Annotated in this window: 21 protein-coding genes; 6 read left to right on the top strand and 15 right to left on the bottom strand. The window is 72.0% G+C overall.

Annotation, left to right across the window (positions count from 1 at the left end; translation table 11 throughout):
• Nucleotides 1-61: 61 nt before the first annotated feature.
• The 4 genes from ACGF8B_RS12220 to ACGF8B_RS12205 all read right to left on the bottom strand — a co-directional run bounded on the left by ACGF8B_RS12220 (nt 62) and on the right by ACGF8B_RS12205 (nt 3,770).
• On the bottom strand, nt 62-961 hold the full coding sequence (locus ACGF8B_RS12220; protein WP_392737237.1) for a hypothetical protein: 900 nt from the start codon (nt 959-961) through the stop codon (nt 62-64).
• Nucleotides 958-1,971 (bottom strand): SPFH domain-containing protein, encoded by a 1,014-nt coding sequence (locus ACGF8B_RS12215; RefSeq protein ID WP_392737236.1) that lies wholly within the window; start codon nt 1,969-1,971, stop codon nt 958-960. Before ACGF8B_RS12215 ends, ACGF8B_RS12220 begins: the two co-directional genes overlap by 4 nt.
• A gap of 89 nt (nt 1,972-2,060) precedes the next feature.
• Nucleotides 2,061-2,879, bottom strand: coding sequence for an SDR family oxidoreductase (locus ACGF8B_RS12210; protein ID WP_392737234.1), 819 nt, complete (start codon nt 2,877-2,879; stop codon nt 2,061-2,063).
• A gap of 267 nt (nt 2,880-3,146) precedes the next feature.
• Nucleotides 3,147-3,770 carry a TetR/AcrR family transcriptional regulator gene (locus tag ACGF8B_RS12205; protein WP_392737232.1) on the bottom strand — a complete coding sequence of 208 codons (624 nt, stop codon included), beginning with the start codon at nt 3,768-3,770 and terminating at the stop codon, nt 3,147-3,149.
• A gap of 164 nt (nt 3,771-3,934) precedes the next feature.
• On the opposite strand from ACGF8B_RS12205, the gene ACGF8B_RS12200 reads away from it, so the two are divergent.
• Nucleotides 3,935-4,822, top strand: coding sequence for a phosphatase PAP2 family protein (locus ACGF8B_RS12200; RefSeq protein ID WP_392737231.1), 888 nt, complete (start codon nt 3,935-3,937; stop codon nt 4,820-4,822).
• Nucleotides 4,819-5,790, top strand: coding sequence for a hypothetical protein (locus tag ACGF8B_RS12195; protein ID WP_392737229.1), 972 nt, complete (start codon nt 4,819-4,821; stop codon nt 5,788-5,790). Before ACGF8B_RS12200 ends, ACGF8B_RS12195 begins: the two co-directional genes overlap by 4 nt.
• A 73-nt stretch (nt 5,791-5,863) precedes the next feature.
• Here ACGF8B_RS12195 and ACGF8B_RS12190 read toward each other — a convergent pair whose 3' ends face one another.
• Both ACGF8B_RS12190 and ACGF8B_RS12185 read right to left on the bottom strand, forming a co-directional pair.
• Nucleotides 5,864-6,412, bottom strand: coding sequence for a PadR family transcriptional regulator (locus ACGF8B_RS12190; RefSeq protein WP_392737227.1), 549 nt, complete (start codon nt 6,410-6,412; stop codon nt 5,864-5,866).
• Between the two features lie 108 nt (nt 6,413-6,520).
• Nucleotides 6,521-8,536, bottom strand: a complete 2,016-nt coding sequence (locus tag ACGF8B_RS12185; protein WP_392737225.1) for an FAD-dependent oxidoreductase — start codon at nt 8,534-8,536, stop codon at nt 6,521-6,523.
• A 249-nt stretch (nt 8,537-8,785) separates the two neighbouring features.
• Here ACGF8B_RS12185 and ACGF8B_RS12180 point away from each other — a divergent pair, with 249 nt between their 5' ends.
• Nucleotides 8,786-9,313, top strand: coding sequence for a DoxX family protein (locus ACGF8B_RS12180; protein WP_392737224.1), 528 nt, complete (start codon nt 8,786-8,788; stop codon nt 9,311-9,313).
• A 70-nt stretch (nt 9,314-9,383) separates the two neighbouring features.
• Here the strand turns inward: ACGF8B_RS12180 and ACGF8B_RS12175 are convergent, their stop codons facing one another.
• The 3 genes from ACGF8B_RS12175 to ACGF8B_RS12165 form a co-directional block, all read right to left on the bottom strand.
• Entirely contained in the window at nt 9,384-11,000 is a 1,617-nt protein-coding gene (locus ACGF8B_RS12175) for a chitobiase/beta-hexosaminidase C-terminal domain-containing protein (RefSeq protein ID WP_392737222.1), read from the bottom strand.
• A 355-nt stretch (nt 11,001-11,355) separates the two neighbouring features.
• The gene (locus tag ACGF8B_RS12170) at nt 11,356-13,005 is read right to left on the bottom strand and encodes an FAD-dependent oxidoreductase (protein WP_392737220.1); all 1,650 of its coding nucleotides are present in this window, start codon (nt 13,003-13,005) and stop codon (nt 11,356-11,358) included.
• A 28-nt stretch (nt 13,006-13,033) separates the two neighbouring features.
• Nucleotides 13,034-13,948, bottom strand: a complete 915-nt coding sequence (locus ACGF8B_RS12165) for a diiron oxygenase (protein ID WP_342282222.1) — start codon at nt 13,946-13,948, stop codon at nt 13,034-13,036.
• A gap of 513 nt (nt 13,949-14,461) precedes the next feature.
• Between ACGF8B_RS12165 and ACGF8B_RS12160 the strand changes: the two genes are divergently transcribed.
• Nucleotides 14,462-15,055, top strand: coding sequence for a dienelactone hydrolase family protein (locus ACGF8B_RS12160; RefSeq protein WP_392737218.1), 594 nt, complete (start codon nt 14,462-14,464; stop codon nt 15,053-15,055).
• A gap of 65 nt (nt 15,056-15,120) precedes the next feature.
• Here ACGF8B_RS12160 and ACGF8B_RS12155 read toward each other — a convergent pair whose 3' ends face one another.
• The 5 genes from ACGF8B_RS12155 to ACGF8B_RS12135 all read right to left on the bottom strand — a co-directional run bounded on the left by ACGF8B_RS12155 (nt 15,121) and on the right by ACGF8B_RS12135 (nt 19,600).
• Nucleotides 15,121-16,218 (bottom strand): hypothetical protein, encoded by a 1,098-nt coding sequence (locus tag ACGF8B_RS12155; protein WP_392737216.1) that lies wholly within the window; start codon nt 16,216-16,218, stop codon nt 15,121-15,123.
• A gap of 77 nt (nt 16,219-16,295) precedes the next feature.
• The gene (locus ACGF8B_RS12150; RefSeq protein WP_342282225.1) at nt 16,296-16,568 is read right to left on the bottom strand and encodes a DNA-binding protein; all 273 of its coding nucleotides are present in this window, start codon (nt 16,566-16,568) and stop codon (nt 16,296-16,298) included.
• Nucleotides 16,565-17,287 (bottom strand): hypothetical protein, encoded by a 723-nt coding sequence (locus ACGF8B_RS12145; RefSeq protein ID WP_392737215.1) that lies wholly within the window; start codon nt 17,285-17,287, stop codon nt 16,565-16,567. Before ACGF8B_RS12145 ends, ACGF8B_RS12150 begins: the two co-directional genes overlap by 4 nt.
• A 14-nt stretch (nt 17,288-17,301) precedes the next feature.
• On the bottom strand, nt 17,302-19,353 hold the full coding sequence (locus ACGF8B_RS12140; protein WP_392737213.1) for a hypothetical protein: 2,052 nt from the start codon (nt 19,351-19,353) through the stop codon (nt 17,302-17,304).
• Complete coding sequence (locus ACGF8B_RS12135; protein WP_392737212.1) at nt 19,343-19,600, bottom strand: S-type pyocin domain-containing protein; 258 nt, start codon at nt 19,598-19,600, stop codon at nt 19,343-19,345. The genes ACGF8B_RS12140 and ACGF8B_RS12135 overlap by 11 nt, the downstream gene beginning before the upstream one ends.
• A gap of 443 nt (nt 19,601-20,043) precedes the next feature.
• On the opposite strand from ACGF8B_RS12135, the gene ACGF8B_RS12130 reads away from it, so the two are divergent.
• Together ACGF8B_RS12130 and ACGF8B_RS12125 are read left to right on the top strand one after the other, a co-directional pair.
• On the top strand, nt 20,044-20,700 hold the full coding sequence (locus tag ACGF8B_RS12130) for a Crp/Fnr family transcriptional regulator (protein ID WP_392737210.1): 657 nt from the start codon (nt 20,044-20,046) through the stop codon (nt 20,698-20,700).
• Between the two features lie 154 nt (nt 20,701-20,854).
• Nucleotides 20,855-21,709: a hypothetical protein gene (locus ACGF8B_RS12125; RefSeq protein WP_392737208.1), complete on the top strand. Its 855-nt coding sequence runs from the start codon at nt 20,855-20,857 to the stop codon at nt 21,707-21,709.
• 18 nt (nt 21,710-21,727) lie between these two features.
• Here ACGF8B_RS12125 and ACGF8B_RS12120 read toward each other — a convergent pair whose 3' ends face one another.
• A complete protein-coding gene (locus ACGF8B_RS12120) occupies nt 21,728-23,236 on the bottom strand; it encodes a carotenoid oxygenase family protein (RefSeq protein WP_392737206.1) in 1,509 nt (502 codons plus the stop codon).
• Between the last annotated feature and the right edge of the window lie 207 nt (nt 23,237-23,443).

Here is a 23,443-nt window from a genome sequence, read left to right as displayed (position 1 = left end):
GCCGCCCACCGCGCGGGCCGCACCGCGGAGCGACGGCCGGGTGACCGGTCGGCCGGGAGATTCAGACGGTCAGGTGCAGCGAGGTCGCCGAGATGCCCAGCCGCACCGTCTGTCCCCATGTCAGTTCCAGCGCGTCCGTCTCCATCCCGTCGCCGAAGACCACCAGCCGGTCGGACTCGACGGTGAGTCTCAGTCCCTCTTCGCGCCCCAGCTCGCCCGCGACCTGCGAGGTGCCGGTCACGGGCGACGGCCAGGCCTCGCGGACGAACCAGAGGAGGCGCGGGTCGGTGGGTGCCGGAAGGCGGAGTCCGCTGTGGCGTTCCTGCCACAGCGAGCGGATCCAGCCCGTGGCGCCGGTGCCGGTGCCGACGAGTACGCCGGAGGAGGCCTGCGGCTCGACGGGCGCGTCGGGGGCGTCCGGGCCGAGCCGGTAGCGGGCGGTCTGATGGTCGGGCGGGCCGAGGTAGATCTCGTTGAGGGCGAGGAGGCGCTGGGTGTCGTCCGACACCGCCTCGACCATGGTGAGTTCGTCCGCCGTGCCGCCGGGGGACGCGGCCGCCCGGAGCAGGGCGGCCGCGTCGCGGGGCCGGTGCCGGACGAGCACGCCCGGATTGCGCCCGGGGTCGGTGTCGATGCCCACCACGGGCTGGCCGGAGAGGTACTTGGCGGCGTTGGCGACCAGCCCGTCCTGCCCGACGACGACCACCACGTCCTCCGGCCCGAAGAGGAAGCGGTCGAGATCCGCGCGCTCCACCCGCGACTGACGCCACTGCAGCGGTACGGCCGCCGCCACATCGGCCAGCGCCTGCCGGGTCTGCCGGTGCCGCCGCGCCACCTCGTCGACGGAGCGGCCGCGGCTGGACAGGAAGAACGCGGCCTGTCCGTGTGTGCCGTGCCGGGCCAGCAACTCCTCGTACTCGGTGGTGCGGTGGACCAGTACCGCGCGCGGGGCGAGACTCATGCCCGGGTGTCCGGGCCGGCGCTGCCGAGCTTGCTGAGCAGTCCGGTGAGCACGTCGGGGGAGAGGGTGAGGTTGTCGATGTGCGGCAGGTTCTCGGCGAACCTGGTCGCCGCCAGGGCGTGCAGGGTCGCGGCCTCCACCTCGCCGTGCACCCGTAGCCAGGCCGCCTGGGACTCCGCCTGTGCGGCGCCGACCTCGCGGGCGGCCTCCGCCTCGGCGCGGGCCAGCCGCACCCTGCGTGCCGCCTCGGCCTCGGCGCGTACCCCGTCCGCCGCCGCGTTCTCCTCGGCCTCGCGGCGGGTGTTGGTGCCGCGCTGCTCGACCAACTGCTCTTCCCTGCGGGCCAGTTCGATCTGGCTGGCGAGCTCGTTCTCGGCGATGGCCCGTTCCCGTTCCACGGCCACCGCGCGGCGCTCGTAGGTGGCCCGGTCGGCCTCCTGCTGGATCTGCTCGCGGGCGGGGGTGCGCAGGGCGCGCTCGACCTCGGCCTCGGGGCGGATCGCCACCACCCGTACCGCGACCACATCGATCCCGGTGGCGGGCAGCCGCGGTTCGGCGGCGAGCCCTGCCGCGACCCGGTCGCGTACCGATGCGACCCCGTCGACCAGCGCCTCGGCCAGCGCGGTCCTGGCCAGTACGTCCAGGGTGTGCTGCTGGGCGGTCTCGGTGAGCAGGGTGGCGATCTGCTCCAGCGGCGCACCGCGCCAGACCCCGGTGTCCGGGTCGACCGAGAAGTCCAGCCGGGCGGCCGCCTCGGCCGGATCGCTGATCCGGTACGTCACGGTGGCCTGCACGGTCACGTCCTGGAAGTCGGAGGTGCGGGCGTGGAACGCCATCGCCAACTCCCTGTCATTGACCGGGACTTCCGAGAGCGCGGCGCTCAATGACCGGTACCAGAAGCTCAGCCCGGGCCCGTCGTGGGCCAGCCGGCCGCGCTTGTGGTGGCGGATGTGCGCGGTGGGCGCGGAGCGCAGATGGCGCCAGCCGAAGCGCCTGGTGATGTCGGCCATGTCGGGCCCCCTTTTTCTCGTCATGGGGACGATAAAGGGGGGCGCGGTTATCGTCAAGGGGACGAGAAAAGGTTTCTCCGCCGCTTTCGTCAGCGCGGCTCCTGCGGCCGGGGTGCCCCGGCCCCGTCGCCCGGTCCGCCCTTCGCCGCGAGGAACCTCGCCGGCACCTCGCCCCCGCCGTGCACCGCCAGGTCGGCGCCGTTGACGTACCCGGCCAGATCGCCCGCCAGGTAAAGGCAGGCACGCGCCACGTCGTCCGGTGCCGCCATCCGCCGCATCGGGACGACCCCGGCCACCGCGGCGCCGCCGTCCTCGCCGTAGACCGACGCCGCGCTCCGCGTGCGGACGAGCCCGGTCGTGATGTGGTTGACCCGCACCTTCGGTGCCCATTCCAGGGCCAGTGCCCGGGTCAGCCCCAGCAGGCCGGCCTTCGCCGCCGTGTACGCGGCCGTGCCCGGCTGCGGGGTGTGCGCGGAGACGCTGCCTATGTTGACGATCGAGCCCCCGGCGCGTTGCCCCTGCATGATCCGGTTGGCCGCCTGTGACACGTAGAACGGGGCCAGTAGATTCAGGGCGACGATCTTCTCGACGAAGCGTGGTGACACGGTGGCCGCGTCGGCGTCGGGGGAGCCGCCCGCATTGTTGACGAGCACGTCCAGCCGTCCGAACCGCTGCACCGCCGCGTCGGCCAGCCCGGCGGCGGCCGCCGGGTCGCGGACGTCGGCCGACCGGAAGTGCGCCCGGCGCCCGCCGCTTCCGGGCAGTTCCGGCGGTTCGCCGCGGCCGCAGACCAGCACCTCCGCGCCGGCGGCGAGGAACGCCTCGGCGATCGCGGCGCCGATGCCCTTCGTGCCGCCGGTGACGATCACCGCTCGTCCCGTGAAGTCGATGGGATTGCCGATGTCCATGGATCCGCCCCGCCGTTCTCCGGAATGTGTGCGCGGCCGGACCCCGCGCCGGCCGGTCGAGAGAATCTACCAACTGTTTGTTTGGTGGAACAGCCGTCGGTCCGGCCGGGCGCGACGGCGGTGCGTGGGGGTGCGACCGCGGGCGGCCGGTGACTCCACAAGGGGTCACCGGCCGCCCGGATGGTGCGCCGCCCCCGTCCCCACGGTGCGGCGCCGGCGGGCCGTCGCCATCCACTCGGACGACGGCCCACGTCTGTGGGGCGGTCCTCAGGCCGAGGACGCGCCCAGTCCGAGCGAGGGGAGGATCGCGTTGTTCACGAAGCGGGTGAGATATGCCTCGTCCGCGTACTTCCCCTCCAGCAGCGGCCGGGCGCGCATCGCGCCGAGGAGCTGCGCGGAGACGAACTCCGCCGCCGGGTTGTCCGCCGGGATCTCGCCACGCTCCGCACCGCGCCGGACCATGTCGTCGATCGTCGCGAGCCCGGGCAGAATCAGCGCCTCGCGCAGCGCGCACAGCAGCTCGGGGCTCTGCAGCGCGGCATGGCTGAGCGCGTGCATGAGGGGGGTGTCGCGGCCGGAGCCCGCACCGATCGCCCGTGCCGCCTCGCGCAGATCCCCCGCGAGCGAGCCGGTGTCGATGTGCGGGAGCAGTGCCTGCCGGGTGCCGTGCAGCGCGGCCACGACCAGTTCGGGCTTGGAGCCCCACTGCCGGTAGAGCGTGGACTTGCCGCAACGGGTCCGGGAGGCCACCCCCTCCATGGTGAGCGCCTCGTAGCCGGACTCTCTCAGCATGTCGAGCACCGCCGCGTAGAACTCCTGCGCCCGCTCCGGTGTGATCTTCGAGCGGCGTGGCGTCTGTGCCGGTCCCGGTGCGGCTTCCTGCGACGACATGTGTCTTCCCTCTCGGCGAATCTGCGACGAGGTCTTCGATACGTCAGTGTACCGATACGCGCGTGTACCGATACGTTCGCGTATCGGTACACTGGCGTATCGATACGGCATGGGCTGGACCATGCCGCCGTAACACCGCATCGTCAGCAAAGGGGCACCGGGTGATGTACGCCGGTAGCGAGCCAGCAGATCGGGAGCCGGACAGTTCTGCCCGACCGCCCCTCGTCCGCGAACTTCTCCTGGTCGTGGGACTCTTCGTGATCTACAAAATCGGCCGGCAGGCCGCCAACGGTCATGTCGACGAGGCGTATCGAAACGCCGGGAACGTCTGGGACTTCGAGCGCTCCGTGCACCTGCCGGGCGAGGGCGCGGTGCAGAGCCTGCTGCTGCACGATGAGACGCTGATCCACCTCGCGAACACCTACTACGCGACCGTGCACTTCCCGGCCACGCTGCTCTTCCTGGTGTGGCTCTACTGGCGCCGCCCGCGCCACTACATATGGTCGCGCCGCATCCTCGCCGCCCTCACCGGCGCCGCGCTCGCCCTCCACCTCCTCTTCCCGCTCGCCCCGCCGCGGCTGCTGGCCGCCACCGGACTGGTCGACACCGCCCAGGTGTACGGGCCGTCGGTGTACGGGGCGACGCCCGCGACCGACTCGATGGCGAACCAGTTCGCCGCGATGCCCTCCCTGCACTTCGGCTGGGCGGTGATGGTCGCCGTCGGGCTGATCGTCGCGACCCGGTCGCGGTGGCGCTGGCTGTGGCTGCTGCATCCGCTCGTCACCCTGCTGGTGATAGTCGGCACGGCCAACCACTACTGGCTCGACTCGATCGTGGTGTCCGCGCTGCTCGCGGTGGCCTTCGCGGCGCTGCGACTGCCGCGCACGGACCCGGTGCCGGCACACCTCCCGTGGCTGCCCGCGCCGGGCGAACCCGTACCGTCAACGCCGCCCGGGACCGCCGAACCCGCGGTCTCCACCGGTTACGCCGGTTCGCGGACGTACTCCGCGTCCCCGTACGCCTCGACGGGCCCGACCGGAGCGCGGCGATGAACGCCACCGTGATCGCGGTCGCGCTGTCCCTGGTCTCCGCCGCCGCCTACGCGTCGGCCGCGGTGGCGCAGGCGCGGCTCGCCGGGCGGACCGAACCGGGCGCCGGGGTGCTGCGGCTGCTGGGGCGGGGTGCCTGGTGGTCGGCGGTCGCGCTGAACGCCGGAGGCGCGCTGCTGCACGTCGCGGCGCTCAAGTACGGCCCGCTCACCCTCGTCCAGCCGCTCGGTGCCCTCACTCTGGTCGCCGCGGTCCCGCTGGGCGCCAGGGCCGCCGGTCGCCGGGTCACCAGGACCGAGTGGCGCGGCACGATCCTCACCCTGCTCGGCCTCGGCGCCCTGCTGATGACCGCGGGCGGCACCGCCCCGCACGAGACGCTCAGCCTGCCCGAGGCGCTGGCCGTCGGGGCCGGGACGATGGCGGTCGTCGCCGGCCTCGGCCGCCCGGGTGCGCGTCCGGGCCTGCGGCACGCGGCGGCCTCCGGCATCACGTCGGGGGTCGCCTCCGCGCTCACCCAGACCCTGACCGTCTCGGTCACCGACCACACCGCTCCGCTGTTCAGCTGGCGCCTGGTCGTCGTCGCGCTGCTGGTCTCCGCGTTCGCGATGAGCGGGCTGCTGCTCTCCCAGACCGCCTACCGGGGCGGGCTCGGCGCGCCCCTGGCCGTCGTCACCCTCGCCAACCCGGTGGCCGCCGCGGCCATCGGCCTCGCCCTGCTCGGCGAACGCCTCCAGGGCGGTGCGACCAGCCTTCTCCTGGCAGTGCTCGGGACTGCGGCGGCCGTGCGGGGCGTCATTCTGCTCAGCCGCGCCCAGGCGCGGAATCCGGCTCCCGGTGACCGGGCCGTGGCGGCCGCGGCGCCGCCGGCCGGGCCACCGTCACGCGTGGTGACCAGGAGCCGGGGACCGGTGGGCGGCCGAGTGCTGCGCCCGGAACTCGAACTCGACCGGGTGCCGGTGGGCGGGTCGTAGCGGGCCGGGAGCGGTGGGCGGTCCGGCCCCGGGCAAGTGGTGCGCGGCGTCGCCCCGGCCCGTCGCCCGGCCCTCAGACGCCCGACGGACCAGGCTGCCCGTCCTCGCCCAGCGCCCGGGTCAGCCAGCCGATCCAGAAGTTCTCCAGGTCGATGCCGCCGCGCAGCACCAGATGCCGCAGCCGGTCCTCCTCGGAGTCGCGTCCGGGCGGGAAGTCCCGCTCCTCGATCTCCAGATACTCCGCCAGCTGCCCGCGGTGCAGAACCAGGTGGCGGCGGAGTTCCGCGTCCAGGCCGGGGGCTCCGACGACCGCCGCCGCCCGCATGCGCAGCAGCAGCGGATCCCGGACCTGCTTGGGGTCCTCCGGGCGGGCCACCCAGGCGCGGAGCGCCTCACGGCCGGCCGGCAGTACCTCGTACTCCTTCTTCCGGCCGCGGGCCGGCTGAGCCGAGGGCAGCGCCCGGATCTGGCCTGCCTGTTCCAGCTTCCCCAGTTCCCGGTAGATCTGCTGGTGCGTGGCGGACCAGAAGTAGCCGATCGACCGGTCGAACCTGCGGGTCAGCTCCAGCCCGGACGACGGCTTCTCCAGCAGGGCGGTGAGAATCGCATGGGGGAGTGACATGGGGTGCATCCTATGGACGGCCGGCCGGGACCCGGCGCGGCAGTGGCCTCGTGGGCGCCGCGACCTCGTGGTGGGCGGGCCGGTCCACGAGGCCACGGTGACCGTGCGTCAGAGTGCGGCCGCGAGCTCCGTGCCCTGGCGGATCGCCCGCTTGGCGTCCAGTTCGGCGGCCACGTCGGCACCGCCGACGAGATGCGCCGGGCGGCCCGCCGCCAGCAGCTCCTCGTACAGGTCGCGGCGCGGCTCCTGACCGGCGCAGAGCACGATCGTGTCGACCGGCAGCAGGTGCTGTTCCCCGTCGACCGTGAGGTGCAGACCCTCGTCGTCGATCCGGTCGTAGGTGGCGCCCGCGATCGTCGTGACGCCGCGGTGCCGCAGTTCGGTGCGGTGGATCCAGCCGGTCGTCTTCCCCAGCCCCGCACCGACCTTGCCGGTCCTGCGCTGGATCAGGTGGACGGTCCTGGGCGTCTTCGGACGCTCCGGGGCGCGGAGCCCGCCCCGGTCGCGGTACTCGGTGTCGACCCCCCACTGCCGGAAGAACACCTCGGGGTCGCGGCTCGCCGCGTCGCCCGAGTCGGTCAGGAACTCGGCGACATCGAAGCCGATGCCGCCCGCCCCGATGATCGCGACCCGTTCGCCGACGTGCGCCCGGTCGCGCAGGACATCGAGGTAGCCGACCACGCTGGGGTGGTCCTGGCCGGGGATCGCGGGGGAGCGCGGAGTGACGCCGGTGGCGAGGACGACCTCGTCGAAGCCGGCGAGCGCGCCGGCCGTGACCCGAGTGCCGAGCCGGAGCTCCACCTTCTCCTCCCGGAGCCGGGTACGGAAGTAGCGCAGCGTCTCGTCGAACTCCTCCTTGCCGGGGACCCGGCGCGCCACGTTCAGCTGGCCGCCGATCTCCTCGGCCGCGTCGAACAGCGTCACCTCGTGCCCGCGCTCGGACGCCGAGACGGCGCACGCGAGCCCGGCGGGCCCGGCGCCCACGACCGCCACCCGCTTCACGGTGCGGGTCGGCGACAGGGTGAGTTCGGTCTCGTGACAGGCACGCGGATTGACCAGGCAGGAGGTGACCTTGCCACTGAAGATGTGGTCCAGGCAGGCCTGGTTGCAGCCGATGCAGGTGTTGATCGCGTCGGCGCGGCCCGCGGCGGCCTTGGCGACGAAGTCGGGGTCGGCGAGGAACGGCCGGGCCATCGACACCAGATCCGCCCGCCCCGAGGCGAGGACCTCCTCGGCCACCTCGGGCGTGTTGATGCGGTTGCTCGTCACCAGCGGTACGGAGACGGCTCCGCGCACCTTCTCGGTGACCCAGGTGTAGGCGCCGCGCGGCACCGAGGTGGCGATGGTGGGGATGCGGGCCTCGTGCCAGCCGATCCCGGTGTTGATGATCGTCGCACCCGCCGCCTCGATCTCCCGGCCCAGCCGCACGACCTCCTCCAGCGAGGAACCCCCCGGAACCAGGTCCAGCATCGACAGCCGGTAGATCAGGATGAAGTCGCTGCCGACCCGCTCGCGGACCCGGCGCACGATCTCGACGGGGAACCGGATGCGGTTCTCGTACGAGCCGCCCCAGCGGTCGGTGCGGTGATTGGTGGCGGCGGCGATGAACTCATTGATCAGATAGCCCTCGGAGCCCATGATCTCGACCCCGTCGTACCCGGCGAGGCGCGCCAGCTCGGCCGCCCTGACGAAGTCCTCGATGGTCTCCTCGACCTCGTCGCCGTCGAGGGCGTGCGGGGTGAAGGCGCTGATCGGCGCCTGGATCGCGCTCGGAGCCACCAGGTCGGGGTGGTGCGCGTACCGCCCGAAATGCAGGATCTGCATGGCGATCCGGCCCCCCGCCGCATGGACGGCCGAGGTGACCGGCGCGTGCTGCTCGGCCTCCGCCTCGTCCGTCATCTTCGCCCCGCCGGGGAAGGAACAGCCCCGGGCGTTGGGGGCGATGCCACCGGTGACCATCAGCCCGACGCCGCCCCGGGCGCGCTCCGCGTAGAAGGCGGCCATCCGCTCGAAGCCGCGCTCGACCTCTTCGAGACCGATGTGCATCGAGCCCATCAGCACCCGGTTGGGAAGAGTGGTGAATCCCAGGTCGAGCGGGCTCAGCAGATTCGGGTACGGGCTCATGCGGCGGCTCCTCGGGCAGTGTCGTCTGCGCCAGTTCTAGACCACCGGAACGCCATTATGCAACAAGTTGCACAATGGCGTGGGTCTCACCCTGGCCGGCCTCGGCGGCGGGCGGGGCATCCCCCGAACGGCGTAGCACCGGGACGCGCCGGTGCCCTGCGGCACGGAAGGTGGAATGGCGGCGTCCGCCCGGCACGGCGTGGTTGCCCCTCGTACTCCACCCGCCCCCGAACCCCTGCGGAGACACCCATGACCTGCCTCGACCGGCGTGACCTCGGCCTGCTCGCCCTGCGCGTCGGCACCGGCGCGGTACTGGCCGCGCACGGCACCCAGAAACTGGCCGGGTGGTTCGGCGGCGGGGGCATCGAGGGAACCACGGCCGCGATGGAGGCGATGGGCTTCCACCCGCCGAAGCACAGCGCGGTCGCCGCCGGGCTCGGCGAGGCGGGCGGCGGAGTGCTGCTGGCCCTCGGCCTCGCCACCCCGGCGGCCGGAGCGGCCGCGGCCGGGGCGATGGCGGGGGCCGTGGCCGTCCACGCACCCGCCGGATTCTTCGCGCAGGGCGGTGGCTACGAGTACCCGGCGTTCCTCGGCTTCACCGCCGCGACGATCGGCCTGACCGGTCCGGGGCGCTACTCCGTCGACGCGGTCACCCGGCATGCCTTCAACCGGCCGTGGATGGTGGCCCTGGCCTTCGCGGGCAGCGCCGTCGCGGCGGCGGCCGTGGTCGGCAGGCGCGCCAGGGGACGGGGTGTGGTCGACCCCGACACGACCTGACCGGACCGAGCCGAAGGCCGGGTCGGGACCGGGCGGCACCCCGGGAGGGAGCCGTCCGGTCCCGGCCGCGCTACTTGCGGAAGGTCAGCGAGGCGGCCCGGGAGGCGTTCCCGTACGCGTCGACGGCGACGACCCGGGCCACGTACCGGCCACCGCGGACCGTGCCCGGCACCGGGATGTCCAGGTTGTTCGGGCGGGGCATGAAGTAGTAGTCCGAGAGGACCTTGGACGAGACGACCGAGGCGCCGGTCGCGGCATCGGTGACATCGACGTCGTAGTGGTGGACCATCTGGTCGTCCGTGGCCTGCGCGATCCGCAACGCCGTGCCGCCCTTGGCGTCATGGACCCGGGACAGCGGCTTGCGGGTGGTGAACTTCGGCGCCACGGTGTTGCGTTCGGCGTCCGTGTAGCGGAAGTTGTCCTTGATCTGCGGGCTCGTCGAACCCTTGAGCCGCACGGTCCAGGTGGATCCGCCGAGAGTGCCCGCGCTGGCGTACGGCGGCTGCCAGTTCGCCGACCACTGGCCACCGGTGTAGATGTCGTGCTTGTCCGCGGCCATGTTCACCCGCGCTATCTCCGTACGGTCCTTGTAGACCTCGACGAAGAGCGCCTGGGCGGTGGGCGACTCGAAGCGGTCGGCGAGACCGTCGTCGGTGACCATCTGGTAGCCGTGGTCGACCTCGATGTACGACATCGAACCGTCGTTGACCGAGGTGAAGTCGCGCTGGTGGATCGAGCGGTCGTCGTTGATGTTCAGATGCGAGTGGCCGGAGAAGAGAATGGCCTGCGGGAAGGCGCTCAGGTCCTCGGCGAGCCGCGGGTTGGAGGCCTGCTGGCCGTCCATCGTCGTTCCGGTGGTGGGCCGGTGGCCCTGGACCAGGACCGGCTTGCCCGCATAGGCCCGGTCGGCGGTGATCGCGGCGAGCCGCCCCTTGAGCCAAGCGCGCTGGGCGGTGTCGGAGTTGTATGTCTCGGTGTTGACCGTGAGGACGTGCAGTCCCTTCACGTCGGACTCGTAGTAGCCGCCGCCGGAGTCGGGGAACCATGCCTTGGGATAGCCGGCCCGGATCGCGGCGAGGCTCGCGTCGTGATTGCCGTTGGAGATCAGCAGCTGGGTGCGGCTCATGCCCTTGCGGGCGAGGTTGGCCTGGAAGATCTCGGAGACGATTCTGTGGTCGGGGCCCTTGCCGTCACCGTTGTCGTTGATCATGTCGCCGTTGGACAGGATCGCGTCGGGCCGGGGGAAGATCGACCCGATGGTGTCGAAGAAGCTCTCGTACTTCTTGTCGGCGGTCGCGTGGCTGCCGACGTGCACGTCGGACATGACGACGAGCCGGGCGAGCGGCTTCTCCCGCGTCTTGATCAGGTAGCCGTAGGACACCGGGACGCTGCTCCGCTTGCCCCGGAAGGCGACCGCGGTGACATTGGTGTCCTTCTTGATCCGCAGCGGGCGGCCGGCGGAGTAGGCGCGGCTGTCACGGGTCGGGGTCGTGCCGTCCAGCGTGTAGCGGACGGTGGTGCCGCGCTCGGCCCGGAACTTGAGCTCGACGGAGTGCTCGTACCGCCCGCCCGGGACGCTGACGCCGGGTGCGGCCGGGGTGTGCGCGCCGGGGGCGTCGGCCTGCGCGGCGGTCGGGGCGACGAGCGCGACGGACGTCGCGGCGATCACGAGAGGGGTGAGTCTCACGGGGGTACCTGTTCTCCGGCCCGGGAAGTCCGTCCTGGATTCCCGGCCTGGTTGCATAACGGATGAATAACCGGTCTGAACCAGAGACGTTAGGCGTCGTGAGTCAGGCAGCGGTGCGGCCCGGTCGACTTCCCGGTGAAGTGATCATGAATGTCTGACTGGGCACGGGGACGGCCGGGCGGGGGCGGGCCACGCGAGCGGGGCGGCGGAGCTCGGACGCGGGCGGGGCGGCGGTGGCTCGGCGGGCGGGACCCGGCGGCGATGGCTCGGCGGGGGCGGGGCCCGGCGGCGGTCGGGAGAGCCCGTCCTCGTCCGGGCGCCCGTAGCCGGCGCCCGGCCCGCGCCCTCCCGCGTCTCAGCCCGGCAGCTTCCAGCGGCTGCCCTTCGCCGCCGCGATCAGCTCCGGCACCGTGGCGAACTTGACCCGCGGTCGCCCGCCGTCGCGGCCACGCGCCAGCTCCGCCCTGTCGATCGCGGCCAGCCCCTTGGCGTCGACGACATGGCGGCTGCGGCTCCGGGCCAGCCGGAGGAACGCCCTGGGCGCGGGCACCGGTGCGGGCAGGGCGCCGGCCACGGCATCGTCCAGCAGTGTGCCGACGGTCTCGGCGGCGCAGGCGCGGTTGGCCCCGATGCCGCCCGAGGGCCCGCGCTTGATCCAGCCGACGACGTATGTCCCGGGCATTCCCGTCACCCGGCCGCCCTCGTGCGGGACGGTACCGTTCGCCTCGTCGAAGGGCAGCCCCGCCACGGGTTCGCCGCGATAGCCGACCGCCCGCAGCAGGGTGCCGGCCGGGATGTCCAGCTCGCCCGGACCGCCCGTCACGCGCACGGCCCGTACGGCGTCGTCGCCGAGCACCTGGACGGGGGCGGAGTGGAACCGCAGGACGATGCGCCGTCCCGCCCCGGGCGTGCGCGACCAGTCCACCGTCTCGCGGGTCACGCCGCGCAGCAGTCCGGCCTTCTCGCCCGCCGCGGAGCCGTCGATCGTGGCGGCGGTCCGCGGATCGTGGTCGTCGACCACGAGTTCCACGTCCGGCAGGTGCTTGAGGGCGAGCAACTCGGAGGCGCTGTACGCGGCGTGCTCCGGTCCGCGCCGGCCGAGCACGACCACCTCGCGCACCTCCGAGGCACGCAGCGCCGCGAGCGCGTGATCCGCGATGTCCGTACCGGCCAGGGCCGCCGGATCCGAGACGAGGACACGGGCGACGTCGAGCGCGACATTGCCGTTGCCGGCCACGACCACCCGCCGCGAGGACAGGCCGACGGCGTCCGGTGCGACCTCGGGGTGGGAGTTGTACCAGGCCACGAACGCGGTCGCCGGGATGCTGCCGGGCAGTTCCTCGCCCGGGACGCCGATGCGGCGGTCGGCGGAGGCTCCCACCGCGTAGATCACCGCGTCGTGGTGGGCGGCGAGCTCCGCCGCGGTGATGTCCTTGCCGATCTCCACCCCCAGGTGCATCCGTACCCGCGGGTGCGCGTGGAAGCGCGTGAAGGTGTCGCCCACCTTCTTCGTCGCGGGGTGGTCCGGCGCCACGCCGTACCGGACCAGCCCGCCGGCCACGGGCAGCCGGTCGACCAGGGTCACCTCGGCGTTGGTGTGCAGGAGGAGGTCCTCGGCGGCGTACATCCCGGCCGGGCCGGTGCCGACGACCGCTACGCGGATCGGTGCGAAGTCGGAGGGCAGACTGCGCTCGAAGGACGGCGCGTTCCAGTGGTGGAAGTTCGGTGCCGCGCTGTCCGGACCGGGCTCCTGCCCGGCGAAGTACGCCTCGTTGATCGCGGCGTACCCGGCCTGCGCGGCGGGCAGGCCGTCCACCGGGAAAATGGCGTCGACCGGGCAGGCGTCCGCACAGGCACCGCAGTCGATACAGGTCTTCGGGTCGACGTACAGCATCTCCGTGCTGCCGAAGGCCCGCTCCTGCGGTGTCGGATGGATGCAGTTGACGGGGCACACGGCGACGCAGGTGGCATCGCTGCAACAGGTCTGGGTGATGGCGTAGGTCATCTCGTCAGCTCGGGTCGCTCGGCTCGGATCAGATCAGGTTGGCGCGCTTGTAGAGGACCAGGGCGGGCCCGGTGAGCAGACGCGCCGAGGCCAGGAACTCCATGAGCCCCGAACAGCTGGACCGCATCAGGGACTTGTGGTGTTCGTTCGAACCGGCCTCGGCGAGGGCGCGCCGGGTGTCGAGCCCGGCGTTCTCGTAGACCTTGCGGTTCACCATGCTGGTCACGATGAAGTAGGAAGCGACCGCGATCACGAACGCGTTGAGCTGCCGGCGCAGCGGGCCCGCGTGCCGGAGCCGTTTGCGGGTCTCGTCGCGGGCGAACTTCATGTGCCGTGATTCCTCCACGACATGGATGTTGTTGATGGTGCGGACGAACGGTGCGACCCGTTCGTCCCGCATCCAGTCCCGTTGCATGACGTCGAGCACTTCCTCGGCGACCAGGATCGCGGCGTACGCCGCCTCGCCGAACGCGAGGGTCTTGAACGCCCGGCCGAGTTCGACCACCGCACGGCGCGGCCGGTAGGCGGGGGCGCCCAGCTTCGCCGCCCCGCGGGCGAACATGATGGAGTGCCGGCACTCGTCGGCTATCTCCGTGAGGGCCCACTGGAAGCGAGGGTCGGTCGCGTCGGTCGTGTAGATGTCACGCAGCACCATCTGCTGGAGGATCATCTCGAACCAGATGCCGGTGCTGGCCACCGAGGCGGCCTCCTGCCGCGTCAGCTCCTTGCGCTGCGCGTCGGTCAGTTCGTTCCAGTACGCCGTGCCGTAGAGCGTGCTCCACTCCGGGCTCGCGCCGTGGAAGTCCTTGTCCAGCGGCGTGTCCCAGTCCACCTCGGTGACCGGGTCGTACGACAGCTTCGCCGACGAGTCGAGCAGCCGCCGGGCGACGTCCTGCTCGTCGAGCCGGTCCTGGTCCTCCGGCCGAAGGGTGCTGCTTGCCATGGTGCGGCTCCTCGATTCGACAGATCGACTCGACGCCGGCCGACCGCTCTCCCATCCCGTGCCCGTTCGACGGGTACTTGGCTGCCGGGCGTCTCCATCGCTTGTTAGACGCTACGTCTAGCAAGCTGTTAGACGGAACGTATAGCAAGAGTGGTGTGCGGGCCTACCCCTCGTGACGAATCCGCGCGATCGATCATCGGCCCGACGGGCGGGCACCCGTGGCGGCCCGCGGTCCGCATCTCGGGGCACCGCGCTGTTCCGGTCCCTCCGTCCGTCCCACTCGTCGCCGAGTGTCCTGTGGCACGGCTCCACGTCCCCGCCGGCGTCCACCCCGACGAGCCCGACGCCGACACCCACCGGCCGGTGACGCCGGCGCTCCCGCCCGGGGAGTGAGGAGACCCGCCGGGCGCGGCTCCCCGTCCCCGCGGCCCGGCGGGCCATTGCTGTACACAGCACCCCGGACCTTCTAGATTCGTGGATCGATCATTGCCCGAAGGCTGTTGGAGGCTCACGGTGGCCGAAGTGTTCCTGTTTCATCACGCCCAGGGTCTGACCCCCGGTGTGACCGCTTTCGCCGACGTCCTGCGCGGCGGGGGGCACACCGTGCACACCCCCGATCTGTACGACGGCCACACCTTCGGCACTCTGGACGAGGGACTGGCGTACGCGGAGAGGACCGGCTTCGACGAACTCCTCGACCGGGGCGTGCGCACAGTGACCGACGCGTCCGCGGAGCTGGTGTACATCGGGTTCTCCCTCGGCGTGCTGCCGGCCCAGAGACTGGCCCAGACCCGACCGGGCGCACGCGGCGCCGTGTTCGTCCACTCCTGCGTTCCGAGCTCGGCCTTCGGGACATGGCCAAAACGGCTCCCGGTACGCATCCACGCCATGGAGGCGGACCGCCTGTTCACCGACGAGGGCGACGCGGACGCGGCCCGCGCCCTCGTCGACGAGGCGGCCGACGCCGAACTGCACCTCTACCCAGGCGACCGGCACCTGTTCGCCGACAACTCCCTGCCGTCCTACGACGCCGGGGCCACCGCGCTTCTCCTCGACCACACGCTGACGTTCCTCCGCTCCCGGGACGCCGACGACCGCGCTGCGTGACCCGGCGGACGAGCAGAGCCGGGACCGTGTTGCCGGCCCCGGCCCGACCCAGGACGGGGGATCGCTCAACCGCGCTTCAGAGCAAGGGCCGTGCGCTCCCACTCGTCGAACATGGCCAGGCTCGTGAGCATGGCCCGGAAAGAGGCACCGATCTTCCGGCTCGGCCTGCGCAGCTGCCGACTGGCCATGCCGAGCATCTGGATCAGGGGCTCGACCTCGCGCACGCTGCCCGCCGCCTCCCGGACCTCCTGGGCCGTCTTGATGACCTGGTCCAGCAGCCCGTCCACCTCGTCCGTCCACTCGTGGCGAGGGGTGTCCCCAGCCCACTGGAGGAAGGCGCTCATGGCATCGGCGGCAATGCTCATCCGTTCGACGAACCGCCCCGATGCCGCTTCCAGGTCGTCGGACGGGCCCTCGATGGCCTTGGCGAAGCGGTTGAGGGCAGCCAGCCGGGCGCTCGTCGGGGTTCCCGGCAGATTGGCTCGGAGCATCTCCTCGTTGAGCAACTCGCCCATGGCGGCGAGGTCCAGGAGCGCCGCGTCCACCTCGGCCATGTCGTCCACGATCGCCTCCATCGCCGCCTCGGCGTCGGCCACCCGGTCCCAGAAGCCCGGGTCCTCGTCCTGCGCGGTGAACGGGACCGGGCCGCCCGCGGGCTCCGCACCGGCCGTGCTCGTCGCCCCGGGGAGCGGACCGGGGAGCGGAACACGTGCGGGCGGCAGAAGAGGGACCGCTCCGAAGAGCCCCTGCGTGAGCGTCGTGGCCAGCGCCTGCCGTGCCTCGGCCGAACCGAGCGGAAGAGCCGGGTACTCGATGGTCGGGAACGCACCGGAAACGAAGGGCGCCGCGCCCGCCTCGCAGAGGTGCACGGTGCGCCGGCCGGTGGTGTGCCGGATGCCGAGGCCGTAGACGACCTCGGGGCTGCCCCCGGTGAGGTCGGCGATGACGATGTCGTCGTCGATGAGGTGCCGGAGCGACCGCTCGGACAACGCGTCCGCGCCGGCCACCTCGTCGGCCCGGACCAGGGTCAGGCCGAACCGTTCGCAGACGGGCCGCACGACCTCCTCGTAGAAGACGGTGGAGCGCTGATCCATGTCATGGACGGTGCCGTCGGCGGCGACACGGGTACTGCCGCTCGGGCCGATCGCGAAGCATGTGGGCATGGCGGAATTCCTCCAGGGTTCTTGAACTGCCGGAACGGTGCGGGCCGGCCGAAGCCGGCCGGCCCGTTGGAGCGGCGTCAGTCGAAAAGCGTCAGGGCCACGCCGTCCGCGAGGTCGTCGGCGTAGACGGGCCTCTCGTCGATGCCCAGCGCCTGCATGAGATTCACGGTGAGGACCCGGTGGCGGTGACCGACCCGGACGGTCTCGCACGGGAAGTCGCCGAGGCCGACCAGCCGGTACGCGGTGCCCATGCACATGCCGAACGCCCGGGCTGCCGTCCTGAGGTCCACGCTCACCGGGAGATCGAAGACCTCCCGGAAGGTCAGGGGCGTCTCGTCACGCTCGTTCATCCGCGCCTCCCCGCGCTTCGCACCGACAGGGTTCCGACCCGCCGCCCCCGCCGGAGACGGCGGGCGTCGTCCACGGCGTCGGTCAGGCCCCACTCCTGCGCCAGGGCCCCGACCCGGACGCCCTCGATCCGGCCGGCCGGAACGGTGATCCGCAGGGGTGCGCGGAGGCCGGCCGGGCTCTCCGCACGCTCGAAATCCACCTGCCAGTCGCCGTTCGCCCCATGGCGCGCCCCGGCGACCGCGTCCACATCCTCGACCGCGGTCTCGGCACGGGCCCGGCGCGCGGAGTTCCACGCCTGGGTGCACGCGGAGCGCAGCAGTACGGATCCGGGGTCGGCGGTCTCCGGTCCCGCGCCCCGCAGCGCTTCGAGGCAGGCCGTGACCAGCTCGGCCTCCACGTCCTCACGAGCGGTGCCGAAGCGGTCCTTGATCCGGAACACGGTACGGCGCATCCCGGGCAGGGCCAGCCACACCACACACAGCGGCCAGCCGGAACGGTCCGCATCGGCCTGTGCCAGCACAACCGCCTGGCGCCACAGTGAGGTTCGCACGGCGGGGTCCACCGAGCGGTCGTACAGGATCGGGCGCGCCCGCGCCGGGGAGAGCGAGGTCCCCACGACGCCGGAACCGTCGTCGAGCCACAGTCCGGGTGCGGTCTCTCTGCCGTTCAACTCCCGTTCGATGGAGTCGAACAGTCCGGGCCCAGAGGGTGATGCCATGGTCGTCCTCCTGATCAGTCGGTCTGCCGGGGCTGGTTCCTGCCGCGCCACTCGGTCAGGCAGCGTGCCGCGAGATCCTTGCCGGGCATGCTGTCGCCGCCACGTTCGATCGACAGGAGCAGGCGCAGGAACCCGTGCTGCCGGGAGTCGACCAGCCGTACGAACAGCTCCTCCACGGCCGGATCCGGCCGTGGAGCCTCGTCCGGGCCTTGGCACCAGGCGAGCAGCGTCTCTCTCATCGACGGGTACGACGCGGCCTCGTTGAGAGCCCGCAGGATGAGCTCCGCGATGTCCGAGGCCGTCGTTCCCCCGGCGAGCAGCCGGCCGCCGAACCAGGCATGGTCGAAGCCGACCAGGCGGGGAAGGGCGAGGCAGGCAACCAGACCTGCCACGTCCTCGACCTGTGCCCAGGCGGCCAGATGACGCGTGATCGTCTCCCTCGTGGCCGATTCTCCCGCCGCGAACCGCTGCACCAGCGTCTGCTCGACGGCCCGCGCCACCGAGATGTCCCCGGGGTCGTCACCTGCCCTGTTCACCGCCCCGTGCAGCAACCTCAGTGTGTGTTCGGCCGCCACCCCGCCCAGGTCGCGGCGGCAGGCGTACGCCACCGCGGAGCGCAGCGTCGGGTCGGGGGCGTCGCTCCACTCCTGGAGCAGGCCGTGCACCTTGTGAGCGACCCCGGGTTCGATCGCCGCCGTGCCGAGGGAGTGCGCCGCCACCTCGAACCCCGGTCCGCCGGTCGACAGGGCGAGTTCCTGAACCAGTCCGAGTGTCCGCCCTCCGGTGCGCACGACCATCCCCGCCATCGCGCGACCCGCGCGCTCGATCTCCTGCACCGTGGTTCCCGTCCCGCCCAGCCAGCCGTGCAGCAGTGGCAGCAGTTCGGTGTGCTCGCGGCACACCACGTCCCACACGGCCTCACCGACCGCCGGCCAGAAGAACGCCACCGTCTCGGGCCCGTTCCCGGCGCCGTTCCCGGGTACGCAGTGCGCTCCGACGTCGCGCAGGACGTCCCTGAGCGGACGCTGACGAACCAGGCGGAACTCCGGTTCGCCCGTGGGTTCCCGGCGGCCGGGGCCCAAGGACCCGGTGTCCGGCGCAGGGTGTGCTGCCGCCAGCAGACCGGCGGCCCGCTCGACGACGATGTCGCGGTCCATCCCGCCGTACACGCAGACCGAGAAGAGGTGGGTCAGCAGCTCCGGATCGTGTTCCGCCCGCGCCAGGAGCTCCTGGGCCTCCGCCGAGGCGAGGCGGGCCGGTACCTCCTCGGCCGGCCGGGCCGCGCCCACAGCGCCGGGCCGGCACACGGTCTCCGCCGCCCGTGCCGCATACCCGGGCGGCAGCCCGGCGGGCAGGACCGAGGACAGGAAGTCCGGCCCGAGCGGCTCCAGAATCCGGGCACGGTCACGCGGGTCGGGGCAGCTGTCCGCGAAGTGGGTGGCGAAGACCTCGGCCGGGTCCGGCGGCCGGTGGCGTACGACCTGGCCGCCGAAGTCCCGCTCCAGGAACCGGGTCGGCCCCGGAACATCCGGAACCACGACGACCAGGTGCGCATCCGCCGCCGCCAGCGCCGCCTCCAGGTCGGACAGTTCCCAGGGCCTGAGCGTGAACGGGGCGCTCGGCTTCATGACCAGATAGCCGTGCACTCCGTGCGGCCGAGGGCGCCAGCGGGCCAGGTCCACCGCTCCGTCGATCCGGATCAGCGTCGGGTCGTCGTGCCGGTGGGCCAGCAGATTGAGCGCCAGCGTCAGTCGGCCCGTACCCGGTTCACCGACCAGGAACAGGATGCCCGACTCCAGCGCGACGAGACCTGCCGCGAAGGTCGCGGGCGGAACGAAACGGCGCCGGGCGTCCTGGAGATCCTTCGCCCGCACGGGCCCCTGGCGTACCGGTGTCCCCGGGCCGTCGAGGATCGCACCGGAGCTCGACACATTGCGCTGATCGCCCTGCACCACACCGGTGTTGACCGTGCCGTTCGGAGCCAGCACCAACATCCCGCGGTCCCGGTCGAGTTCGGGGAGAAGGTCCTTGAGGGCGCGGTCCACGGAGCTGGTGTCAGACGTCATCGTCGGCTCCCCGGACGTAGTCACCGGACACGGAGATGTCGCTCACGTGCTGCCCGCCGTGGACACAACCGGTGTTGATGACGCCTCGCGGGGCACTCAGCGCGGTGTACGACCTCGCGGGCACCGCCGGCTCGTCAGTGGTGGACCTGTCGTGGCGCAGGGACCGCAACAGCTCGCCGAGTCGGCCGAGTTCCTCGGGAGTGGGCACGCAACCCGCGCCGTGCAGTGCGTCGAGGACTGCTTCCACCGTGTGGCCGTCCTGGCCGGTCCGGCCAGGCGGCGGATGGATGATTCCGAGGTCCGCCGGCACATCGGCTCGCCGTGCACGACGAGTGCCACTCACGTTCTTCCGGTGTTCTCGCATGGCTCCCTCCGGGAGAGGGCCGGTCGGGCCGAACGGCCGCCGGCATTTTCCTTGGCGATCCGAGAATTCCGCGCCGAAGAGCCGGGATCCGCTCCCGCAGTGCAGAAGGGAGATGTCGGCCATCACATTCCGAACATTCGAACCACCGGTCGGCGACGGGGTTCTCCGGAACGGCCGTCAAGGGGCCGGGAACAGGAATTGAGTCCGGAATGTCACGGGTGATCCATAATCGAAAGGAGGCCGTGCCGTCGCGGGTGGGGTAATCGGCGGAAAGAGGAATCAGATATTCCGCATCGAGTGCAGACGTAATCCTCTAATGTGATCGCATGAGCGAAGAGAAGCGCATTTCGCCGGCTCGGGTCCTGCGTGAACTCGTGCCCGCGTCGGCATGGGAGGGCCTGGCGGGCTTTCCTCGGCGCCGGCATGAGGCGGGTGCGGTCCTGTTGCATCAGGGCGAGTCCGGTTCGCATGTACTTGCACTGATGCAAGGCATCGTGAAAGTGGTTCGCGGGGACCTCGACGGCAGGGACCGGCTGCTCGCCTTCCGGGGGCCCGGGGAGGTGCTGGGGGAGATGGCGGTGCGGGACGGCGGCGTACGGCTTGCCCATGTTCGGGCTGTTAGCAAGTGTGAAGTATCGGTGATTCCCGCGAGCGCCTTCCGGGGCTTCGTCAAGCAGCACGGCCTGGCGGATCAGCTTTTCCTGCATGCGGTGAGCCGACTGCGTGAGCAGACCCAGGCGTGCGAGGGAGAAATCGATCAGCGGCTCGCGGCGACGCTGCTCCGGCTGATCGAGATCTCCGGATCCCGCGCGTTTTCATTGACCAGGGAAGAGCTGGCGCAACACCTGGGAGTCGGCCGGAATTCCGTCACCAAGGTGTTGGAACGGTTCGGACCCCATCGGGTGCGGTTCGGAAGGACGCGCATCGAAGTCCTGGACAAGACGTACCTGCGCCGATTGCTCAACCATTCGGACGGCATCTGAACGACGGCGACTGTGGCGTGGATCACCGGTCTTCCGCACTGCGGGAGCGGAGCTCTCCCCGTCGCCCTGTGACGCTCACAGGGCGCAGAGACGAAGCACCGATTGATCGTCCGGGCCGGCGCGGACCCGGAGGGAACCTCGCAGAGGAGCGACGATGCACGAACAACAGACCGCACTGCCCACGACCACCGCGGCGCCCTACAGCCGCAGCCGTCCGCTGCCCCCGTGCCGGGGAATCATCGCTGTCGACGCCAAGGACTTCACCGGCCTCCCGGCGATCGAGCACGAGGCCGTCAGCCGGGCGGTGCCCGACTTGCTCAGGGCCTCATTGGACCGGGCGGGACTGGCGGAGCTGTGGACCGAACGCAGGTTCCCCGCTTCCACCGGTGACGGCTATGTCCTCGGGTTCGACCCGTCGTTGATGCCGTTCGTCATCCATCCCTGGCTGCTCACGCTCCAGGAAGTGCTGACCGAGATCAACATTCACGCCCTCGGGGCCCTGCCGATCCGGCTCCGCGTCAGCCTCCACATCGGTCCGCTCCCGGACACCGGAGACGAGTTCGGAGGCAATGGGACGGTCCGCAACGACACGCATCGCCTGCTCGACTCCCGCCCAGTGAAAGCCGTGTTGGCATCCTCCAAGGAGAACGTCACTCAGGTGGCGGCCATTCTGTCGGACCGCTGCTACCAGGATGCCGTCGCCAGTGGGTACACGGGCCGTCATCCGGACCACTTCATCGAAGTACCGGCAACGGTCGAGGGCAAGCGGTTCGCTCAGCGGGCCTGGATCCATGTGCCGATTCCCTCCGGTCCGCCGCACGGTCCGCACGCCGCCGACGACGCCGCGGACAAGGGCCCCGGCGCAGCCCGCGGCCCGGAGGGAGGAGAACGGCGTCACGGATCCGAAGGCGGCCGGGTGACGAACAGGGCCCCGAACGGAAACATCAACACCGGTACGGTGCACGGCAGCCAACGGGTCACGGTGACCCGGCACAGGAGGGACACCTGACGCCGGGGAACGGCCCCCTCACGCGTCCGGCACCCAGCTCCCGTGGAAGCCGAGGGGCACACGCCCCGGCAGGTGGACGCGGGCCAGCGGGCGGGCGGTGAAGTCCTGCGCGGAGAGGATCACCAGGTCGCTCGCGCCGCGGTCGGGGTTGTGCACATAGGAGAGCAGGTAGCCGTCGTCCTCGTCGCGGGCCCCGCGACGCGGCACGAACACCGGCTCGCCGGCCGCCGCACCGTCCGGGAAGCGGTGCAACTGGCGGCTGCCGCGCAGCATGTCGTGCTTGACCAGGCAGTTGGTGAACTTCTCGTCCGGCGGCACCCCGTCCACCGTCTCGTACGCGCGCCACATCTCCGCCGCGCTCGCCGTGTACGCGAAGCGGTGCCGCCGCGACACCAGGGCCTCGTTGACGCGGGGGAACTCCTGCGGCAGGTCGTCGACGCGGGTGCTGCGGACGCGGCCCGCGCGCAGGTCGATGGTCCAGCGGTCGAGCACCGGGGTGCCGGTCGCGGAGGGGCCGCCGTTGCCCCGGCCGGCGGCGTAGAACGGTGCGGGCATGGTGATGAGCTCCATGACGACGGTGTCGCCCTGGTCATAGGCGTTGAGCGTGTGCGAGTAGTACACCGGGTCGATCTCGAACCAGCGGGTGGCGCCGCCGGCCCGGGGCATGACCCCCACCCGCATCGGGTGCTTCGGGTTCCAGATGTACGGCACGAGTGCGCCCGCCTCGGCGGCCGCCATGTCGAAGGTGATCGGCACATCGACGATCACGACGTACTTCCCGGTCAGAGCGAAGTCGTGCATCATCGGGGCGTCCGCCACCGGGATCCTGCTGGTCCGCGCCACCCGTCCGGTCCGGTCGATCACCAGGTGCCGTACGTGGTCCCAGGTCGGGTAGTACGCCACCGCGTGCAGCTCGTCGGCCGCCACGTCGTACTTGGTGTGCGCGGTGAACGCGCCCTCCAGCGTGGAACGGAAGTCGTACGGGCGCACCGTGTTCAGCTCGCCGTCCAGTTCGTACGGCAGCGGCCCGCTCTCCTGGAGGGCCAGGATGCGCCCCTTGTACGGGATGACGTGCGTGTTGCAGGGGAAGTCGTCCGTGGGCACCTCGCCCGGGTACGGCTCGCCCAGTTTCCGCGCCACCTGCGAGGAGCGCACCCACCGGTTGCGGTACCACTCGGCGCGCCCACCGCGCAGCCGCACCCCGTGCACCATGCCGTCGCCGAGCATCCAGTGGTGGGCCCGCGGGTCCTCAAGCCCCAGCACATTGGGGCCGGTACGCAGATAGCGGCCGTCCAGATCGTGCGGGACCCGGCCGGTGACTTCGAGGCCGAACTCGGTGAGCTCCTCCGTGACCGGCGCGAACGCGCCCTCCAGGAACGGGTACGACCCGCCGCCCCCGGACGCCGTTCCACGGGTGGCGGCCTGCGCCTCGGTGGCCGAGTGGCCGAGGCCGTAACCTCCGACGACACTGCCGGCCGCCGCGAGCGCCGCCCCCCGGAGGATCCTTCGGCGCGTGTGACTGCTCATCGCTCTTCCCCGTCCGTGATCGGTGCCGGCGGTCCTCGCCGGTGCTGGGAAAGAGTCTGCTGCGCGGTCGGTTCCGCGTCAGTCGGCCTGGGGCCCCCGGCCCGGGGGGGGGGGGGCCCCCCCCCCCCCCCCGCCCCCCCCCCCCCCACCCCCCCCCCCCCCCCCCCCCCCCCCCCCCCCCCCCCCCCCCCCCCCCCCCCCCCACGT

Origin of the sequence: Streptomyces sp. NPDC047917, assembly GCF_043204345.1 — a bacterium.
Lineage (GTDB): Bacteria > Actinomycetota > Actinomycetes > Streptomycetales > Streptomycetaceae > Streptomyces > Streptomyces sanglieri.
This window is presented reverse-complemented; position numbering and strand designations above follow the sequence as displayed.